Source organism: Paracoccus salipaludis (assembly GCF_002287065.1).
Classification (GTDB): Bacteria; Pseudomonadota; Alphaproteobacteria; order Rhodobacterales; family Rhodobacteraceae; genus Paracoccus; species Paracoccus salipaludis.
Map to the genome: position 1 here is coordinate 263,015 of NZ_NSJZ01000001.1, position 17,707 is coordinate 280,721.

The window sequence follows — 17,707 nt, forward strand, 5'->3', positions numbered from 1 at the left end:
AAATGAAAAAGACCGGCAGTGCCGGTCTTTCTGCTGTCATGGGCAGGGCCGTGGGTCAGGCCACCAGCGGCCTGCGGTTCTGGGCGTGGCGCATCGCCAGCTTGCGCCCCATCCGCCCCGAAGCCATCACGCGGGCCGACGGGCGCGCGAAGCTGCCGTCCCGCAGTTCCGGGAACAGCGCCAGGATTTCCTCGCGCGCAGCCTCGCCCGCCATGTCCAGCGCGTTCCGGCCGGGATGCAGGGACTCGGTTTCCGCGCCGTTCGACCAGACCACCTGATGGTCGTCGAACAGGAGGTGGACATAGGTCACGCCGTCCAGGTCCTGCGCGATGTCGATGCCCTCCACCAGCAGCAGCTGCTTGGCGGCGACCAGCACCTCGTCCGTGCCGAACATCTTCTGCGCGATCCTCGAGCGGACCAGCACCCGGTGCTGGGGCGACACGATCAGGTCGGCCGAAGGCGTGCCCGCCCCCAGCGCACCCGCGCGGATGCGGATGGGGCGCAGGTTCGGCGCGGCCTCGAACTCGGCTTGGGTCAGGACGCGGCGGCCCACCCAGCGGACGGGCTGCAGGCCTGCGTCGCGGGTGCGCACCAGGTCGCCCGCCTTCAGGTCCTCGGCCGGAACCGGCCCGCTGTCGGTGTCGATCAGCGCGTCCGCCCCGAAGCAGAGGACGTTGGTGTTGGTGGCGTCCAGCGCCGCCCCCAGGACAGCCGTGCCGTCAAGCCGGATCGCCAGGTCCAGCGTGGTTGTCAGGCCATTCTGCCCGTCCAGCATGTTCAGCCGCCCGTCGGCCTGGTCGGCCCGCAGCCAGGCCAGCGGATTGTTGAACTGCCGCCCCGGGTTGGCCTGGTTCCACAGCGCCAGGTTGGCGGCGTTGTAGTAGCCCGAAAGATCGATGAAGTCGCGATTCTGCGCGTCGGCGCCGGTGTTGAAATCCTCGATCCCGTCACCGCTGCCCGCGACAAAGGTGTCGCGGCCCGCGCCCCCGAACAGGGAATCGCTGCCGTCGCCGCCGTTCACGACATCGTCCCCGTTGCCGCCCAGCAGCGTGTCCGCACCGAGCCCCCCGAGCAGCGAGTCGTTGCCGTCGCCTCCGCTCAGCGAGTCGTCCCCCGCGTCGCCCGAGATGGTGTCGTTGCCGAAGCCGCCGAGGATCGTGTCGCCGCCCTCGCCGCCCGAGAGCAGGTCCGCACCGCCCTGGCTGTCCGTGCCGAGGCTGTCGTCGCCGTAGATCAGGTCCGCGCCCGCACCGCCCTGGACGGTGTCGGCACCCAGTCCCCCGGTCACGGTGTCGTTGCCTGCGCCCGACACGACCGAGTCGTTCCCGATGCCCGCGTCGATGCGGTCCGCACCGCCCAGCGTGTCGGTGCCCAAGGTGTCATCGCCGAAGATCCGGTCGTCGCCCGCGCCGCCCTGGACGGTGTCGGCACCCAGTCCCCCGGTGACAGTGTCGTTGCCGAAGCCCGCCACGACCGAGTCGTTCCCGATGCCCGCGTCGATGCTGTCCGCACCGCCCAGCGTGTCGGTGCCCAAGGTGTCATCGCCGAAGATCCGGTCGTCGCCCGCGCCGCCCTGGACGGTGTCGGCCCCCAGGCCGCCGGTGACGGTGTCGTTGCCGAAGCCCGCCACGACCGAGTCGCCTCCGACCCCCGCATCGATGCTGTCCGCACCGCCGAGCGTGTCGGTGCCCAAGGTGTCGTCACCATAGACCGTGTCGCTGCCTTCGCCTCCCTGGATCGTGTCGGCGCCCAGTCCCCCGGTCACGGTGTCATTGCCGACGCCCGCGACAACCGAGTCGTTCCCGGCCCCCGCGTTGATCAGGTCCGCGCCGCCCAGCGTGTCGGTGCCCAGCGTGTCGTCGCCGTAGATCGTGTCGCCGCCGTTGCCGCCGTCCAGAAGGTCCGCGCCAGTGCCGCCGATCAGAAGGTCGTCGCCGTTGCCACCGTAAAGCGAGTCGTCGCCTGCACCGCCGTCCAGCGAGTCGTTCGAGCCGTCATCCACCGTGGCGCTGGTGTAGCCATACAGCAGGTCGTTGCCGTCGCCCCCGCGGATCGAGTCCGCCCCGGCCCCTGCCCAGACGGTGTCATTGCCGATGCCGGCCCGGATGAAGTCCTGGTTGCCGGTGGCGCCGGGGAGCATGGCGTCGTTGTTGTCGACCCTGTCGCCATCGACGTCACCTGTGTAGCTCGCATCGATGAGGTCGTTGCCGTCGGTGCCGTCCACGTAGCCGTCCTGAAAGGCGCGCAGCGCCTGACGGACGGTGGACACTTGCGAGAAGTTCGAGGAATAGCTGCTGGAGGTCGTCGGCAGGGTGACGCTAATGATAGGATACTCGAGAACCTGAGTATCCGTGGTCGTATCGCTCATCGGCGGCATGATGAAGGCATTGCCGTTCACGTCCTGCAGGATTCGTGCAGGTCCGGTGATCGTCCGGATCGTGCCGCCCGGAAGCAGTTGCGTGAACGAGGCACCTTGGACAACGACAGCCGTGTCCGGTTGGTAGCTGAACTGCTGGTCTCCAATCCGATAGGAGATCGTTTCGGTAGATCCGGCCGTCTGGTTGAACGGAATCCCGTTGTCATTGTTGGTGTCGTTCAGCGTGATCCGCGTGCTTTGCGCATACAAGGGCTCGCCTGAGGCCCCGAATGTCCTGCCATTCAATACTGAAAAGGCGTTTTCCGCAGCGTTACTGGGGTTGGTGCCGGTGGTAACGGTCCCTTCGATCGGGTCCATGTCGGCCAGTTTGCCCAGGTAAAGTCCGGCATAGGTCACAGTCGCCATATGGGTCTTACTCCATTCTGAAATAATCTCGCGGATGGCGATGCTTGGGCCGCATCCCGCAAACCCGCGCGCATGCCGGGGCGGGGTGCCGGCGCGAACAAGGGGTCAGCGTCTCGAAGGCAGGGTACATGTCGCCGCATTCCGTCCGCATTCTGGCTGCAGGCGACGAGCAGGAACGCGAACGGTGCAGGGCGTCGGACGCTCCGCGGGACACAACAACATACAGACTGCTAGCCGCCGGGACGGCCGAATCGTCGGGCTGCAAACCCGTTAAAGATGTTTAACAAGAAATGGGTTCCCTGCAAAGTTGTACGGCCTGCTGCAGCCGGAAACCTTGCGGCAGGTTGCGCCACGGCCGCCCTTGCCCTTGCCCGGACGCCGCCCTAAGAGCCTGCCGTTCGATCCTGCTGGCTGGGGGGCTGTCATAGATGCCGCTTCTGGTGATGAAATTCGGCGGCACCTCGGTGGCCGACCTCGACCGCATCGCGAATGCCGCCCGAAAGGTGCAGCGCGAGGTCGAGCGGGGCTATGACGTCATCGTCATCGTCAGCGCCATGTCGGGCAAGACCAACGAACTGGTGGGCTGGGTCGAGGGCACCTCGCGCCTGTATGACGCGCGCGAATACGATGCCGTGGTCGCCTCGGGCGAGAATGTCACCGCCGGGCTGATGGCGCTGCGCCTGCAGGAGATGGGCGTGCCCGCGCGCAGTTGGCAGGGCTGGCAGGTGCCGATCAACACCACCGACCAGCATGGCTCGGCGCGCTTCGTGTCGATCCCGCGCGCCAACATCGACCAGAAGTTCGCCGAAGGCATGAAGGTCGCCGTCGTCGCGGGCTTCCAGGGGATCGGCCCGGACGGGCGGATCACCACGCTGGGGCGGGGCGGGTCGGACACCACCGCCGTCGCCTTCGCCGCCGCCTTCGCGGCAGAGCGCTGCGACATCTACACCGACGTGGACGGGGTCTACACGACCGATCCGCGCATCAGCGACAAGGCGCGCAAGCTCGACAAGATCGCCTTCGAGGAGATGCTGGAACTCGCCTCGCTGGGCGCCAAGGTGCTTCAGACGCGCTCGGTCGAGCTGGCGATGCGCTTCAACGTGCGCCTGCGGGTGCTGTCGTCCTTCGAGGACACCGACGAAACCAGCGGCACGCTGGTCTGTGCTGAGGATGAGATCATGGAATCCAAGGTTGTCTCCGGCGTCGCCTACTCGCGCGACGAGGCCAAGATCACGCTGGTCACGGTCGAGGACCGGCCCGGCATCTCGGCCGCCATCTTCCAGCCGCTGGCGGATGCGGGCGTGAACGTGGACATGATCGTCCAGAACATCTCGGAACGCGATTACGAGGATCATCCGGGCGCGGTCACGGACATGACCTTCTCGTGCCCCGTGAACCAGGTGGAACGCGCCCGCCGCGCGATGGAGGACGCGCGCGCCGCGGGCAAGATCGCCTATGACGAGCTGGCGGTGGACACGGACGTGGCCAAGGTCTCGGTCGTGGGAATCGGGATGCGGTCGCACGCGGGCGTCGCCGCGCGCATGTTCCGGGCACTTGCCGACGAGAACGTCAACATCAAGGTCATCTCAACCAGCGAGATCAAGATTTCGGTTCTGATCGACCGCAAGTATATGGAACTGGCCGTGCAGGCGCTGCATGATGCCTTCGAGCTGGAAAAGGCCTGATTGACGCGCGTCGGTCACGGCACGCTCGTGATCGCGGAAAGGAACGCGCTACCCATGCCCGAGCGGACGGACAGCGAATCGCGGAAGCTGCTGAAGCGGCTGCGTGACACGCTGGCCGCTCCGGGGGACGGGCAGGCGCGGCTGGACAGCATCACCCATCACATCGCGGACTCGATGGGGACGCAGGTCTGCTCCATCTACCTGTTCCGCGATCCCGAAACCCTCGAACTCTGCGCGACCGAGGGGCTGCGCCGGCAGGCCGTGCACCAGACCCGGTTGCGGCTGGGCGAGGGGCTGGTCGGCCGCGTGGCCCGCACCGGCCGCGCGATCAACACCGCCAATGCCCCGGCCGAGCCCGGCTTCCGCTACATGCCCGAGACGGGCGAGGAGGTCTTCCCCTCGTTCCTGGGCGTGCCGATCCAGCGGGTCGGGGAAAAGCTGGGTGTTCTCGTCGTCCAGTCCCGCGACGCGCGCCAGTATTCCGAAGACGAGATCTACGGGCTCGAGGTCGTGGCGATGGTGCTGGCCGAGATGGCCGAGCTGGGGGCCTTCCTGGGCAGCGACGCGCAGAAGTCGGCCCATCGCCTGCCGGTCGCCTTCCGCGGCGTGACGGGACAGGAGGGGGCGGCCGAGGGCCAGGTCTGGCTGCACGAGCCGCGCGTCGTCATCACCAACCCCGTGGCCGACGACCCGGAAAAGGAACGCGCCCGCCTGGTCGAGGCCGTAGCCATGCTGCGCCAGACCGTGGACCAGATGGTCAACGCCGCCGATCTGGCCGGCGGCGACGGCGAGGGCGTGCTGGAAGCCTATCGGATGTTCACCCGCTCGCGCAGCTGGCTGCGCCGGATGGAAGAGGACATCGACTTGGGCCTGTCTGCCGAGGCGGCGGTGGAAAAGGAACAATCCCACGCCCGCGCCAAGCTGGAAAGCACGGCCGACCCCTATCTGCGCGACCGGCTGCACGACCTGGACGACCTGTCGAACCGCCTGCTGCGCATCCTGACGGGGCAGGGGCAGGACACCGGCATCGTCATGCCCGCGAACCCGATCCTGGTCGCCCGCAACATCGGCCCGGCCGAGCTGCTGGAATACGGGCGCGGGCTTCGCGGCGTCGTACTGGAAGAAGGTTCGGTCGGCAGCCATGCCGCGATCGTGGCCCGATCGCTGGCCATTCCGCTGGTGATCCATGCCGCGCGCATCACGGACGAGGCGCTGAACGGCGACCCGATCCTAGTCGATGGCGACACGGGCGTCGTCCACCTGCGCCCCGAGGACACCGTCGCCGCCGCCTTCCGCGACAAGATCGCCATGCACGCCGAGGCGCAGAAGCGCTATGCGGGCCTGCGCGACCTGCCTGCGACCGCCACCTGCGGCACCACCGTCAGCCTGCTGATGAACGCGGGGCTGATGGCCGACCTGCCCAGCCTCGAAGGCTCGGGGGCCGAAGGGGTGGGGCTGTTCCGCACGGAACTGCAGTTCCTGATCCGCACGCGCGTGCCGCGGCGCAGCGAGCTGGCCGCGCTTTATCGCCGCGTCATGGACAACGCGCGCGGCAAGCCGGTGATCTTCCGCACGCTGGACATCGGCTCGGACAAGGTCCTGCCCTACATGAAGCGCATCGACGAGCCGAACCCGGCGATGGGCTGGCGCGCGATCCGCGTCGGGCTGGAAAAGCGCGGCGTCCTGCAGATGCAGCTGCAGGCGCTGATCCGCGCGGCCGAAGGGCGCGACCTGCACGTCATGTTCCCCTTCATCGCCGATTGCGACGAATATCACGAAAGCCGCGCCATGCTGCTGGCGCAACTGGAACGCGAGGCCGCTCTGGGGCATGCCCCGCCCACCAGCGTGCGGATCGGCGCCATGCTGGAAACGCCCTCGCTGGCCTTCGCGCCCGACGCCTTCTTCCGCGAATGCGACTTCATCTCGATCGGAGGCAACGACCTCAAGCAGTTCTTCTTTGCCGCCGACCGGGAAAACGAGCGGGTCCGCAAGCGCTATGACACGCTGTCGGTGCCCTTCCTGAACCTGGTCGAGATGATCGTGAGGCGTTGCGCCGCGCTGGGTGTCCCGCTCAGCTTCTGCGGCGAGGACGCGGGCCGGCCGGTCGAGGCGGCGGTCATGGCGGCGCTGGGGCTGACGACCCTGTCGATGCGGCCGGCCTCGATCGGGCCGGTCAAGGCGCTGCTGCGGCGCACGGACCTGCGTGCCCTGCGCGCGCTGATCGACGACAAGCGCGAAAGCGGGGCGACGAACCTGCGCCCCGCCGTGACCCGCTTCCTGGCCGAAGGCTAGTTGCAGGACGCAAGCGCAGTGCCGACCGACCGGATCAGATCGGGATACATGTCCGGTCCCAGCGGAATGCCCGAGCCCGCCGGATCGACCACCGCCGTCTTCAGGTCGTGACCTTCGAAGACCGTCTGGACCAGGTCGAGGTCGAACTGCGGCTCGGTCAGGGCGCAGGTGACCTTCAGCGCCGCCACCCGCTCGCGCAGTTCGGCAATGCGGGCGGGGCCCGGCGGCGAGGCGTCGCTGAGCGCGATGGCCCCGGCGGCCCTCAGGCCGAAGCGGTGCTCGAAATACTGGTAGGCGTCGTGGAAGACAATGAAATTCAGGTCCTGCACCGAGGCCAGCGTGGCGCGCGTGTCCGCCATCGCCTTGTCGATCTCGGCCGCGCCGGTGCGGGCGTTGGCCCGGTATTCGGCCGCGTGCTCGGGGTCCAGTTCGGACAGCGCGTCGGCGATGACCGGCAGCCAGACCTTGCCGTTCTCGGGGTCCAGCCAGGCATGGGGATCGACCGCCTCATGGGCGTGGTCATGCCCGCCCTCCTCGCCGTCGGGGTGGTGGTCGCCGTGGTCCATGTGCGGCTCGAATGTCGCGCCGGTGCGGGCGGCCAGAGTGATCGTCCCCGGCAGTTCCATCAGCCGCAGCCGCTTGGCCCCCCGCGCCAGCGAGGTCAGCGGCCGGTCCATCCAGGGCGACAGTTGCGGCCCGATCTTGATGACGATCTGCGCGTCCCGCAGCTTGCGGGCGTCCGAGGGCTTCAGCGCGTAGAAATGCGGCGAGGCGCCGGCCGGGATCAGCAGCTCGGGCTCGGCGACGCCCTCCATCACGCGGGACACCAGCGAGTGCACGGCCGCGATGTCGGTCACGACGCGCGGCGGCGCGGCCCAGGCGGGCAGGGCGACAGAAGCCAGGGCAATGGCAAGAAGGGATCGCAACATTTTTTCGGCTCCGCTCTGGATCAAGCGGGTTCGTTATAGTATAACGTATCAAGCGTCAATAATGAGAGGGGCGGCCATGCATGACCACGCCCACTGCATCGCCCGGGCCATGGCCCATGTCGATGCGACCTGCGCCGAGGACGGATTGCAGATGACCCCGGTCCGCCGCCGGGTGCTGCAGATCCTGCTGGAAGGCCACCGCGCCCTGGGCGCCTACGAGATCCTGAACAGGCTGCGCGACGAAGGCCTGGGCAGCCAGCCCCCGGTCGTCTATCGCGCGCTGGACTTCCTGCGGCGCGCGGGTTTCGTCCACCGGGTCGAGACCCTGAATGCCTTTGTCGCCTGCACCGAGGGCACGCCCGGTCATGCGCCCGCCCTTCTGATCTGCCGGCAGTGCCACCGGGTCATCGAGATGCCGGCCGATGCTGCGGGGGGCCAGCTCAAGCAGGCCGCCGAGGGCGCGGGCTTCGCCATCGAAAGCGCGGTCCGCGAGGCCGAAGGGCTTTGCGCCGACTGCCGGGGCGCCGCATGACCCCGCAAGGCGAGCCGCTGGTGACGCTTGCGGGCGTTTCGGTCGCGCTGGGCGGCCAGTCCATCCTGACGGGCATCGACCTGGCGATCCGGCGCGGCGAGATCGTGACGGTCGTGGGCCCGAACGGGTCGGGCAAGACGACGCTGATGCGCACGATCATCGGCGCGGTCGCCCCCACCGCAGGGCGGATCGCGCGGGCGCCGGGGTTGCGGCTCAGCTATGTGCCGCAGCGGCTGGCCATCGACCCGACCATGCCCATGACGGTCGCGCGCTTCATGAACCTGCCGCGCCGCCGCGATGCCGCCGTGGTCGCCGCCGCGCTGGACCGGGCGGGGCTTGCGGGGCTGCAGGCGCGCCCGCTTTCGGCGCTGTCGGGCGGGCAGATGCAGCGGGCCCTGCTGGCACGCGCGCTGCTGAACGACCCCGACCTGCTGATCCTCGACGAGGGCACGGCCGGACTGGACCAGCCCGGCGTCGCCTCTTTCTACGAACGGATCGAGCAGGTGAACCGCGACACGGGCTGCGCCGTCCTGATGGTCAGCCACGACCTGCAGGTGGTGATGCGCGCCTCGGACCACGTGATCTGCCTGAACGGCCATATCTGCTGCGAAGGCACGCCCGAAAGCGTCTCGCTGTCCCCCGCCTATCTCGGGCTGTTCGGGGGCGCGGGTGGCGCGCTTGCGCTGTATCGCCATCGCCACACCCACAGCCATGACGACGGCCAGCCCTGCGCGGGCCATGGCCACGAGGACACGGCCTGATGCTTGACGATTTCATGCTGCGCGCGGCGCTGGCCGCGATCGGCCTTGCCATGGCTTGCGCCCCTCTGGGCTGCTTCGTTGTCTGGCGCCGCATGGCCTATTACGGTGATGCCACGGCCCATGCCGCGCTGCTGGGCGTGGCGCTGTCGCTGGCGCTTGCGCTGCCGCTGTTTCCGGCGGTGATCGTGGTGGCGCTGGTCATGGCGGCAATCGTGGCGGGGCTCGCCGGACGGCAGTCCGTTGACACGATGCTGGGGGTGCTGTCGCACGGGGCGCTGGCCGCCGGGATGGTCGCGGTCAGCTTCGTGCAGGGGGTGCGGACCGACCTTTCGGCTTATCTGTTCGGAGACATCCTGTCGGTCACGGGCACCGACCTTGCCCTCATCTGGGGCGGGGCGGGGACCGTCGCGGCGCTGATCGCCTGGCGCTGGCCTGCGCTGCTGCTGTCCACCCTGTCGCCCGAGATGGCGGTCGCGGACCGCATCCGTCCCCGGGCCGAGCAATGGGTGCTGAACATCGCGCTGGCCCTGGTCGTCGCGGCGGGCATCCGCATCGTGGGCGCGCTTCTGGTCAGCGCCATGCTGATCATTCCCGCCGCCGCAGCCCGCCCGCTGGCGCGCTCGCCCGAGGCGATGGTCGCGGCGACCGCCCTGATCGGCTCGGCCGCGGGGCTGCTTGGCCTTGGCGCGGCCTTCCGGCTGGACACGCCCACCGGCCCCACCATCGTCTGCGCGGCGGTGGCGATCTTCGCGGCGGTGACGACCCTGGGCCTGGCCATCCGGCGGCGTCCCGCCTGAGCGGATTTTTTCCGTGACGCAGCGTCCTTTCCTTTGCCTATACTGCTGGCAGGGAGAGGTCGAATCATGGAGACACGCCATCACGCCGACCGCGTGATCGAGCGGACCCACGCGTCCAATGACCTGACGCCGCTCACGGCAAGCTGGCGGCGTTCGGCCCTGCGGCACGGGCTGGACCCGGCCCAACCCATCCGCGCGCGCCGGCTGACGGCGGCGGAACTCGCCGCCCGGCGCGAGGCGATGGGGCCGTTCCTGTCGGTCGCGGCCCAGGCGGTGGACGAGCTTTACCGCGTCGTCAGCGGCTCGGGCTGCGCGGTGCTGCTGACGGATGCGGACGGCATCCTGCTGGACCGCCGCGCCTCGGCGGCCGACGCGCCTGCCTTCGACGCCTGGGCCTTGGCACCGGGCGCCGACTGGTCCGAGGCCGCGCAGGGCACGAACGGCGTCGGCACCTGCCTGGCGGAGGGGCGCGGGGTCATTATCCATCGGGACCAGCATTTCCTGTCCGCCAACACGGGAATGAGCTGCATCGACGCCCCGATCCACGGCCCCGAGGGCCAGATCATCGCGGCGCTGGACGTGTCCAGCGCGCGGGCCGACGCGACCGAGGGGATGAACGCCCTGATCGCCGCCATGGTCGGCCAGTCCGCCCGCGCGATCGAGGCCGCCTGGTTCCGCGCGGCCTTTCCCGGCGCGCGCATCGTCGTGGCGGGCGACGGGGTCGAGGCGCTGGTCGCCGTGGACCGCGACGACCTCGCCATCGGCGCGACCCGCGCGGCCCGCCGCGCGCTGGGCCTGCCGAAGACCGGCGCGCTGAAGCCCTGTCCGCTGTCGGACCTGCTGGCCGAGGTGGCCGAGGGCGAGGGCGGCTTCGGCCATGCCGAACGCGCCGCCGTGATCCGGGCTCTGGCCCGCGCGGACGGGAACGTCACCGCTGCGGCCCGCGCCCTCGGCGTGGGCCGCGCCACGCTTTACCGGCGGATGAGCCGGCTGGGGGTTGCGCCCGCCCATGGCGCGCGTCCCGGAAGTGAGACAGTCCGGCGGGACGATATCGGTCACGCGAGTTGACCGGAACCGGACGGATTCGCACGATGCTGCCGTCCGGGAACGAGGAGCCGGGCGGCATTCCTGGGGAGGAGACACCATGCCCAACGACCAGACGCATGAATTCAAGGGCGTCAGCGCCATGCCCTTCGCGGCGCGCTATGACAACTTCATCGGCGGCAAGTGGGTCGCGCCGAATGCGGGCCGCTACTTCGACAACACGACGCCCATCACCGGCGCGAAGATGAGCGAGATCGCCCGCTCGGACGAAACCGACATCAACCTCGCGCTGGACGCGGCCCATGCCGCCGCCGACGCCTGGGGCCGCACCAGCCCGCAGGAGCGCTCGCAGATCCTGCTGAGGATCGCCGACCGGATGGAGGCGAACCTCGAACTGCTCGCCACGGCCGAGACCTGGGACAACGGCAAGCCCATCCGCGAGACGATGGCCGCCGACATCCCGCTGTCGATCGACCACTTCCGCTACTTCGCGGGCGTGCTGCGCGCGCAGGAAGGCAGCCTGTCGCAGATCGACGACAACACGGTCGCCTATCACTTCCACGAGCCTCTGGGCGTCGTGGGCCAGATCATCCCGTGGAACTTCCCGATCACCATGGCCTCGTGGAAGCTGGCGCCCGCGCTGGCGGCCGGGAACTGCGTGGTGCTGAAGCCCGCCGAGCAGACGCCGGGCAGCATCATGGTGCTGATGGACCTGATCGCCGACCTGCTGCCGCCGGGCGTGCTGAACGTCGTGAACGGCTTCGGGCTGGAAGCGGGCAAGCCGCTGGCCTCGTCCAAGCGGATCGCCAAGATCGCCTTCACCGGCGAGACCTCGACCGGCCGGCTGATCATGCAATACGCCGCCGAGAACCTGATCCCGGTGACGCTGGAACTGGGCGGCAAGTCCCCCAACGTCTTCTTCGCCGATGTCGCGCGCGAGGATGACGACTTCTTCGACAAGGCGCTGGAAGGCTTCGCCATGTTCGCGCTGAACCAGGGCGAGGTCTGCACCTGCCCGTCCCGCGCGCTGGTGCAGGAATCGATCTACGAACGGTTCATGGAAAAGGCCGTGAAGCGCGTCGAGGCGATCAAGCAGGGCGACCCGCGCGCAACCGACACCATGATCGGCGCGCAGGCCTCGAAAGAGCAGCACGACAAGATCCGGTCCTACTTCGACATCGGCCGGGGCGAGGGCGCCGAGGTGCTGACCGGGGGCGACGTGGCGGACCTCGGGGGGGAACTCTCCTCGGGCTACTACATCAAGCCCACGATCTTCCGCGGCTCCAACAAGATGCGGGTCTTCCAGGAGGAGATCTTCGGCCCCGTGGTGTCGGTCACGACCTTCAAGACCGAGGCCGAGGCGCTGGAGATCGCGAACGACACCCTTTACGGCCTTGGCGCGGGCGTGTGGAGCCGCGACGCGAACACCTGCTACCGCATGGGCCGCGGCATCAAGGCGGGCCGCGTGTGGGTGAACAACTACCACGCCTATCCGGCGCACGCGGCCTTCGGCGGCTACAAGCAGTCGGGCATCGGCCGCGAGACGCACAAGATGATGCTGGACCACTACCAGCAGACCAAGAACATGCTGGTCAGCTACTCGCCCTCGAAGCTCGGCTTCTTCTGAGGCGCCGAGGATCAAGCCAAGGGGCCCGCCGCAGCGATGCGGCGGGCCTTTTCGTCACGCGCGCGGCATGACGGGAACGTCACGGAACGCCCGGCGTCCGGCGCCGTTGTCTGGAAGCAGTGCATCCGGAGAAACGGCGATGGACGACGAACGCGTATGGAAGTTCGAGGAAAGCCTGTGGCGCGCCAGCGAGGAGCGCTATCATGAGCGGGTCGATCCCGACTGCGTGATGGCGCTGAGCCGCGAGCCCTGGCTGTTCACCGGCAATGACGCCGTCGAGGCGGTCAGCCACACCCCCGCCTGGGAGCAGGTCTCCTTTTCGCAGCAGGACGTGCGCCGCCCGCAGGAGGGTCTGATCGCCATCGCCTACCGCGTGGCCGTGACAAAGGGCGACACGCGCTTCGCCGCCGCCTGCACCTCGGTCTATCGCCGCCGCGCGCATGACGACTGGACCGTCGTCCAGCACACCCAGATCGCCCTTGATCCCCAGCAGGAGACCGCATGATGACCGACGACGCCAAGATCGAGGCCCGCTTCTGGAAGTCCCTCGCCGCCGAGCGGGTGGTGATGCTGGGCGTGGACGGGGTCGAGGACGGCTTTGCCCGCCCGATGATCGTCCAGATCGACGAGGAGCGTTCGCCCTTGTGGTTCTTCACCTCGAGCGAGAACCACATCGTCGAGGCGCTGGCCCAGGGCCGCCGCGCCATCGCCACCTTCGCGGACAAGGGCGAGCTTTACGCCTCGATCCAGGGCAGCCTCAGCCTGTCGCAGGACCGTGCCATGATCGACAGGCTGTGGAACCCGCAGGTCGCCGCCTGGTACGAGGACGGCAAGGACGACCCCAAACTGCGGCTGCTGCGCTTCGACGCGGAGCGTGCCGAGATCTGGCTGGACGGGTCGAGCCTTGTCGCCGGGATCAAGTCGCTGCTGGGGGCAGACCCCAAGCAGGACTACAAGGACGACAAGGCCACCGTGACGCTTTGATGCGCAGGGGGCGGGCCGTTCAGGCCCGCCGCCCGATCCCGAGCAGCTGGTACAGGATCAGCGCCGCCAGCGTGGCCGTGCCGATCCCGCCGATGGCGAAGCCACCGACCGAGAACGAGAAGTTCCCCGACCCGAAGATCAGCGTCACGCCGACCGTGAACAGGTTCCGCGGGTCCGAGAAATCGACCTCGTTGTCCACCCACAGCCGGATCATCGCCGCCGCGATCAGGCCGAAGACCGCAACGCCCAGGCCGCCCAGCACCGGCGCCGGGATGGTGCGCAGCAGGGCCCCGAACTTCGGCGAGAAGCCGAGTGCGATGGCGATGACGGCCGCGATGACGAAGACCAGCGTGGAAAACACCTTGGTCACGGCCATGACGCCCATGTTTTCCACATAGGTCGTGACGCCCGTGCCGCCGCCCGCGCCCGACACCATCGTGGCGATGCCGTCCCCGATGAAGCCGCGCCCGATATAGGGGTCCATGTTCTGCCCGGTCATGCCGCCGATGGCCTTGATGTGGCCCAGGTTCTCGGCCACCAGGATCAGCGCCACGGGGGCGATCAGCAGCATGGCCGAGGCCTCGAAGCTGGGGCTGTGGAAGGTCGGCGTGCCGAACCAGGGCGCGGCCGCCAGTTCCGTGAAGTCGATGGCGGGCAGCAGTCCCAGGCCGTTGCCCAGGACCAGCACGGCAAGGTAGCCGACGGCGATCCCCAGCAGGATCGACACGCGCCGCAGCGCGAGCCGCCCATAGGTGGAAAACAGGGCGACCGACAGCAGCGTCAGCAGCGCGACGCCCGTATGCGCGCCGGTCCCCTGGATGCCCTGCACGCCCACCGAGGCGAGGTTCAGGCCGATGGCCGCGCCGATGGCGCCGGTCACGGCGGGGGGCATCAGGCGCTCGATCCAGGCGGTGCCGGTCGCCATCACCGTGAGGCCGATCAGCGTATAAACCGCGCCCGCCGCGATGATCCCGCCCAGGGCCGGGCCGATGTTGGGGTTGGGCCCGCTGCCCGCGTATCCGCTGGCCGCGATCACCACCGCGATGAAGGCGAAGGACGAGCCCAGGTAGCTGGGCACCCGGCCGCCGGTGCAAAGGAAGAAGATCAGCGTCCCGATGCCGGAAAACAGGATCGCGAGGTTCGGGTCGAAGCCCATCAGCAGCGGCGCAAGGATGGTCGAGCCGGACATCGCCACCAGGTGCTGCACCCCCATGGGGATCGCGGTCCCCCAGGGCAGTCGCTCATCCGGCAGGACGACCGCATTGCGCGTCACCGGCCAACGGGGAAAGTAGCTCATTCTTCGGGTCCATCCTGGGTGCAGCGCCCTTCCTTCCCGAGTCCCTGCGCGCCTGTTTCCAGCGCGGCGGGGCCGGGGCAGGAAGCCTGCGGCGTCATGCACCGGCCCTTGCGCCCGCGCAAGCCCACCGGACCGAAGGAGAAGGGGGTATCGCAGGGACGCCCGCTTCGAAAGCGGACGGCCCGCCGGGGTGGCGGGCCGTGGGGCAATCACCAGGCGGGGATGACCGCGCCTTCGTATTTCGTCTCGATGTAGTTCTTGATCTCGGGCGAGTGATAGACCTCGACCAGCGTCTTCAGCCAGGGCTGCTCCTCGTCGCCCTTGCGGACCGCGATGACGTTCGCATAGGGGCTGTCGGCCTTTTCCATGGCGATGGAATCCTCGCGCGGGCTGATCCCGGCGGCCAGTGCAAAGTTGGTGTTGATCACCGCCGCGTCGGCGTCTTCCAGCGCCCGGGGAAGCTGTGCCGCGTCAAGCTCGCGGAACTTGAAGTTTTTGGGGTTCTCGGTGATGTCCAGCGGCGTCGGCACCAGGCCCGCGTCGGGGCTCACGGTGATGACGCCCTCGTCGGCCAGCACCAGCAGCGCGCGGCCGCCGTTGGTCGGGTCGTTCGGAATGGCCACGGTCGCGTCGTCGGCCAGCTCGTCCAGCGACTTCACCTTGTTCGAATAAACGCCCATCGGGGTGGTGATCGTCTTGGCGACGGCCACGATCTCGAAGCCGCGGTCCTTGATCTGGTTTTCCAGATAGGGGACGTGCTGGAAGCTGTTGGCGTTCAGGTCGCCGTCGGCAAGCGCCGTGTTCGGCACGACATAGTCCGAGAACTCGATCACGTCGATGTTCAGGCCCTTGGCCGCGGCCAGGGGAACGATCTGTTCCATGATCTCGGCGTGCTCGCCGGGGGTGACGCCGACCTTGATGTCCTCGGCGGCGGCCATTCCGGCGCTCAGCGCCAAGGCGGCAGCGATCAGTCGCAGCATGGGTTGCTCCTTCGGGTTAAAGTCCACGGTCCTTGGCGGCGCGGTGGTCGAGCCGGCGGGCGATCCATTCGCCCAAGGACTGCACCGCCTGCACCAGGACGATCAGGATGACGACCACGGCCAGCATCACGTCCGGCATGAAGCGCTGGTAGCCGTAGCGGATGCCGAGGTCGCCCAGGCCCTCGCCCCCCACGGCGCCCACCATCGCGGAATAGCCGATCAGGCTGACGATGGCGAGCGTCAGGCCCAGCACGATCCCCGGCAGCGCCTCGGGCAGCAGGACCTTGGAAATGATCTGGCCGGGAGTGGCGCCCATGGCGCGGGCGGCCTCGATCAGCCCGCCATCGACCTCGCGGATGGCGGTTTCCACGATGCGGGCGATGAAGGGGGCGGCGGCCAGCGTCAGCGGCACGATGGCCGCCGTGGTGCCGATGGATGTGCCCGCGATCATTCGGGTGAAGGGGATGATCGCCACCACGAGGATGATGAAGGGAATGGAGCGCAGCGCGTTCACGACCAGTCCCAGCGCGGCGTTGACGGCGGGCGCGGACAGAAGCTCGCCCCGCTTCGAGGTCGCCAGGAACACGCCCAGCGGCAGGCCCAGAACCGTGCCGATCAGGCCCGAGACGACGACCATGTAGATCGTCTGCAGCGTCGCCTCCCAGAGGATGGGGATGAGGTTAGCCGACATGGCCCAGCACCTCCGTCCGCAGGTCATGGGCGTGCAGGTAGGCCTGCGCGCGGGGCAGGGCCTCGGCCGGCATCTGAACGGTCAGGTTGCCGAAGGGGCGGCCGTCGATCTCCTCGATCGCGCCGCCGAGGATGCTGGCGTCGATGCCGAGTTCCGCGCCGAGGCGGGACAGCACGGGATGGGTGGCGCTGTCGCCGGCGAAGGTGATGCGCAGGATCGCGGGGCCGGTGCCGTCGGGCGTGATGCGGCGGGCGATGAATCCGGGCAGCACGGTCCCGGTCACGCCCGACAGGAAGCTGCGGGTCACGGGGTCCTGCGGGTTGGCGAAGATGTCGTAGGTCTCGCCCGTCTCGACGATGCGGCCGGCTTCCATCACCGCGACATGGTGGCAGATGTCCCGGACCACGGCCATTTCATGCGTGATCAGCAGGATCGTCAGCCCGAGTTCCCGGTTGATGTCGCGCAGCAGCGCCAGCACCGCCTGTGTCGTCTCGGGGTCGAGCGCGCTTGTCGCCTCGTCCGACAGCAGCACCTTGGGTTCCGTGGCCAGGGCGCGGGCGATGCCCACGCGCTGCTTCTGCCCGCCCGACAGTTGCGCCGGATAGCGGTCGGCCAGCGCGCCGAGGCCCACGAGGTCGATCAGGCGGCCGACGCGGCGGTCGGTCTCGGGGCCCGCCACGCCCGCGATTTCCAGCGGCAGGGCCACGTTGCCGCGCACGGTGCGGTTGGCCAACAGGTTGAAGTGCTGGAAGATCATGCCGACGTCGCGGCGCAGGGCCCGCAGCTCGCGCCCGCTGGCGGCCGTCACGTCGCGGCCCAGCACCTCGACCCGGCCGGCCGAGGCGCGTTCCAGCCCGTTGACCAGCCGCAGCAGCGTGGACTTGCCTGCGCCCGAGCGGCCGATGACGCCGGTGATCCCGCCCGCCTGCACGTCCAGGCTGACGCGGTCCAGCGCGGCGACCGCACCCCCGCGCTGGGGCCAGGTCTTGCTGACCTCGCGGAAGGTGATGGCGGCTTGGGACGGGGCGCTGTTCATGGGCGGTGAGGTATCGGGACTGACCGCGGGCTTCAATGGCCGCAGGCACGGCGAGGGGCGAAAAGGACGCCCTTCGCCATGCCGCGAAGGCAGGGCGGAACGCCGTGCCCGCCCTGCCTGCAAACGCCCGCGACTTTCCTCGTTTGCAGCACGGCGCGGAAGATCGTTCCCCGCAGGGCGCCCGTGCAGCCGCTCCTGCGGACGTTTTTCCGCGAGGCCGCGGCCATGCGCCGGATATGGAAGGTCATCCTGCCCCGGACGGCCGGGGCA

15 protein-coding genes are annotated in these 17,707 nt (G+C 69.0%); 9 read left to right on the forward strand and 6 right to left on the reverse strand.

What is annotated here, in order from left to right; all coding sequences use genetic code 11:
- Window positions 1–55: 55 nt before the first annotated feature.
- Window positions 56–2,782 (reverse strand): Hint domain-containing protein, encoded by a 2,727-nt coding sequence (locus tag CK240_RS19435; RefSeq protein WP_135058769.1) that lies wholly within the window; start codon window positions 2,780–2,782, stop codon window positions 56–58.
- A gap of 428 nt (window positions 2,783–3,210) precedes the next feature.
- Between CK240_RS19435 and CK240_RS01280 the strand changes: the two genes are divergently transcribed.
- Window positions 3,211–4,467 (forward strand): aspartate kinase, encoded by a 1,257-nt coding sequence (locus tag CK240_RS01280; protein ID WP_095638516.1) that lies wholly within the window; start codon window positions 3,211–3,213, stop codon window positions 4,465–4,467.
- A gap of 54 nt (window positions 4,468–4,521) precedes the next feature.
- On the forward strand, window positions 4,522–6,759 hold the full coding sequence (ptsP, locus tag CK240_RS01285; protein ID WP_095638517.1) for a phosphoenolpyruvate--protein phosphotransferase: 2,238 nt from the start codon (window positions 4,522–4,524) through the stop codon (window positions 6,757–6,759).
- Here ptsP and CK240_RS01290 read toward each other — a convergent pair.
- On the reverse strand, window positions 6,756–7,688 hold the full coding sequence (locus CK240_RS01290; protein WP_095638518.1) for a zinc ABC transporter substrate-binding protein: 933 nt from the start codon (window positions 7,686–7,688) through the stop codon (window positions 6,756–6,758). The genes ptsP and CK240_RS01290 overlap by 4 nt on opposite strands.
- Window positions 7,689–7,764: 76 nt before the next feature.
- Here CK240_RS01290 and CK240_RS01295 point away from each other — a divergent pair, with 76 nt between their 5' ends.
- From CK240_RS01295 to CK240_RS01325, 7 genes are all read left to right on the forward strand, one after another.
- The gene (locus CK240_RS01295) at window positions 7,765–8,220 is read left to right on the forward strand and encodes a Fur family transcriptional regulator (RefSeq protein WP_240517236.1); all 456 of its coding nucleotides are present in this window, start codon (window positions 7,765–7,767) and stop codon (window positions 8,218–8,220) included.
- Window positions 8,217–8,981: an ATP-binding cassette domain-containing protein gene (locus tag CK240_RS01300; protein WP_095638520.1), complete on the forward strand. Its 765-nt coding sequence runs from the start codon at window positions 8,217–8,219 to the stop codon at window positions 8,979–8,981. The genes CK240_RS01295 and CK240_RS01300 overlap by 4 nt, the downstream gene beginning before the upstream one ends.
- A complete protein-coding gene (locus tag CK240_RS01305; protein ID WP_095638521.1) occupies window positions 8,981–9,778 on the forward strand; it encodes a metal ABC transporter permease in 798 nt (265 codons plus the stop codon). Before CK240_RS01300 ends, CK240_RS01305 begins: the two co-directional genes overlap by 1 nt.
- Before the next feature lie 66 nt (window positions 9,779–9,844).
- Window positions 9,845–10,846 (forward strand): GAF domain-containing protein, encoded by a 1,002-nt coding sequence (locus tag CK240_RS01310; protein WP_095638522.1) that lies wholly within the window; start codon window positions 9,845–9,847, stop codon window positions 10,844–10,846.
- Window positions 10,847–10,922: 76 nt separating this feature from the next.
- The gene (gene adh, locus CK240_RS01315) at window positions 10,923–12,449 is read left to right on the forward strand and encodes an aldehyde dehydrogenase (RefSeq protein WP_095638523.1); all 1,527 of its coding nucleotides are present in this window, start codon (window positions 10,923–10,925) and stop codon (window positions 12,447–12,449) included.
- A 139-nt stretch (window positions 12,450–12,588) separates the two neighbouring features.
- Window positions 12,589–12,954: a DUF4440 domain-containing protein gene (locus tag CK240_RS01320; protein ID WP_095638524.1), complete on the forward strand. Its 366-nt coding sequence runs from the start codon at window positions 12,589–12,591 to the stop codon at window positions 12,952–12,954.
- Complete coding sequence (locus CK240_RS01325) at window positions 12,954–13,433, forward strand: pyridoxamine 5'-phosphate oxidase family protein (protein WP_095638786.1); 480 nt, start codon at window positions 12,954–12,956, stop codon at window positions 13,431–13,433. Before CK240_RS01320 ends, CK240_RS01325 begins: the two co-directional genes overlap by 1 nt.
- A 19-nt stretch (window positions 13,434–13,452) precedes the next feature.
- Here CK240_RS01325 and CK240_RS01330 read toward each other — a convergent pair whose 3' ends face one another.
- From CK240_RS01330 to CK240_RS01345, 4 genes are all read right to left on the reverse strand, one after another.
- Window positions 13,453–14,730: a solute carrier family 23 protein gene (locus CK240_RS01330; protein WP_095638525.1), complete on the reverse strand. Its 1,278-nt coding sequence runs from the start codon at window positions 14,728–14,730 to the stop codon at window positions 13,453–13,455.
- A gap of 209 nt (window positions 14,731–14,939) precedes the next feature.
- Window positions 14,940–15,710, reverse strand: coding sequence for a MetQ/NlpA family ABC transporter substrate-binding protein (locus CK240_RS01335; protein WP_095638526.1), 771 nt, complete (start codon window positions 15,708–15,710; stop codon window positions 14,940–14,942).
- 16 nt (window positions 15,711–15,726) lie between these two features.
- Window positions 15,727–16,401 carry a methionine ABC transporter permease gene (locus tag CK240_RS01340; protein ID WP_095638527.1) on the reverse strand — a complete coding sequence of 225 codons (675 nt, stop codon included), beginning with the start codon at window positions 16,399–16,401 and terminating at the stop codon, window positions 15,727–15,729.
- The gene (locus CK240_RS01345; RefSeq protein ID WP_095638528.1) at window positions 16,391–17,437 is read right to left on the reverse strand and encodes a methionine ABC transporter ATP-binding protein; all 1,047 of its coding nucleotides are present in this window, start codon (window positions 17,435–17,437) and stop codon (window positions 16,391–16,393) included. Before CK240_RS01345 ends, CK240_RS01340 begins: the two co-directional genes overlap by 11 nt.
- Between the last annotated feature and the right edge of the window lie 270 nt (window positions 17,438–17,707).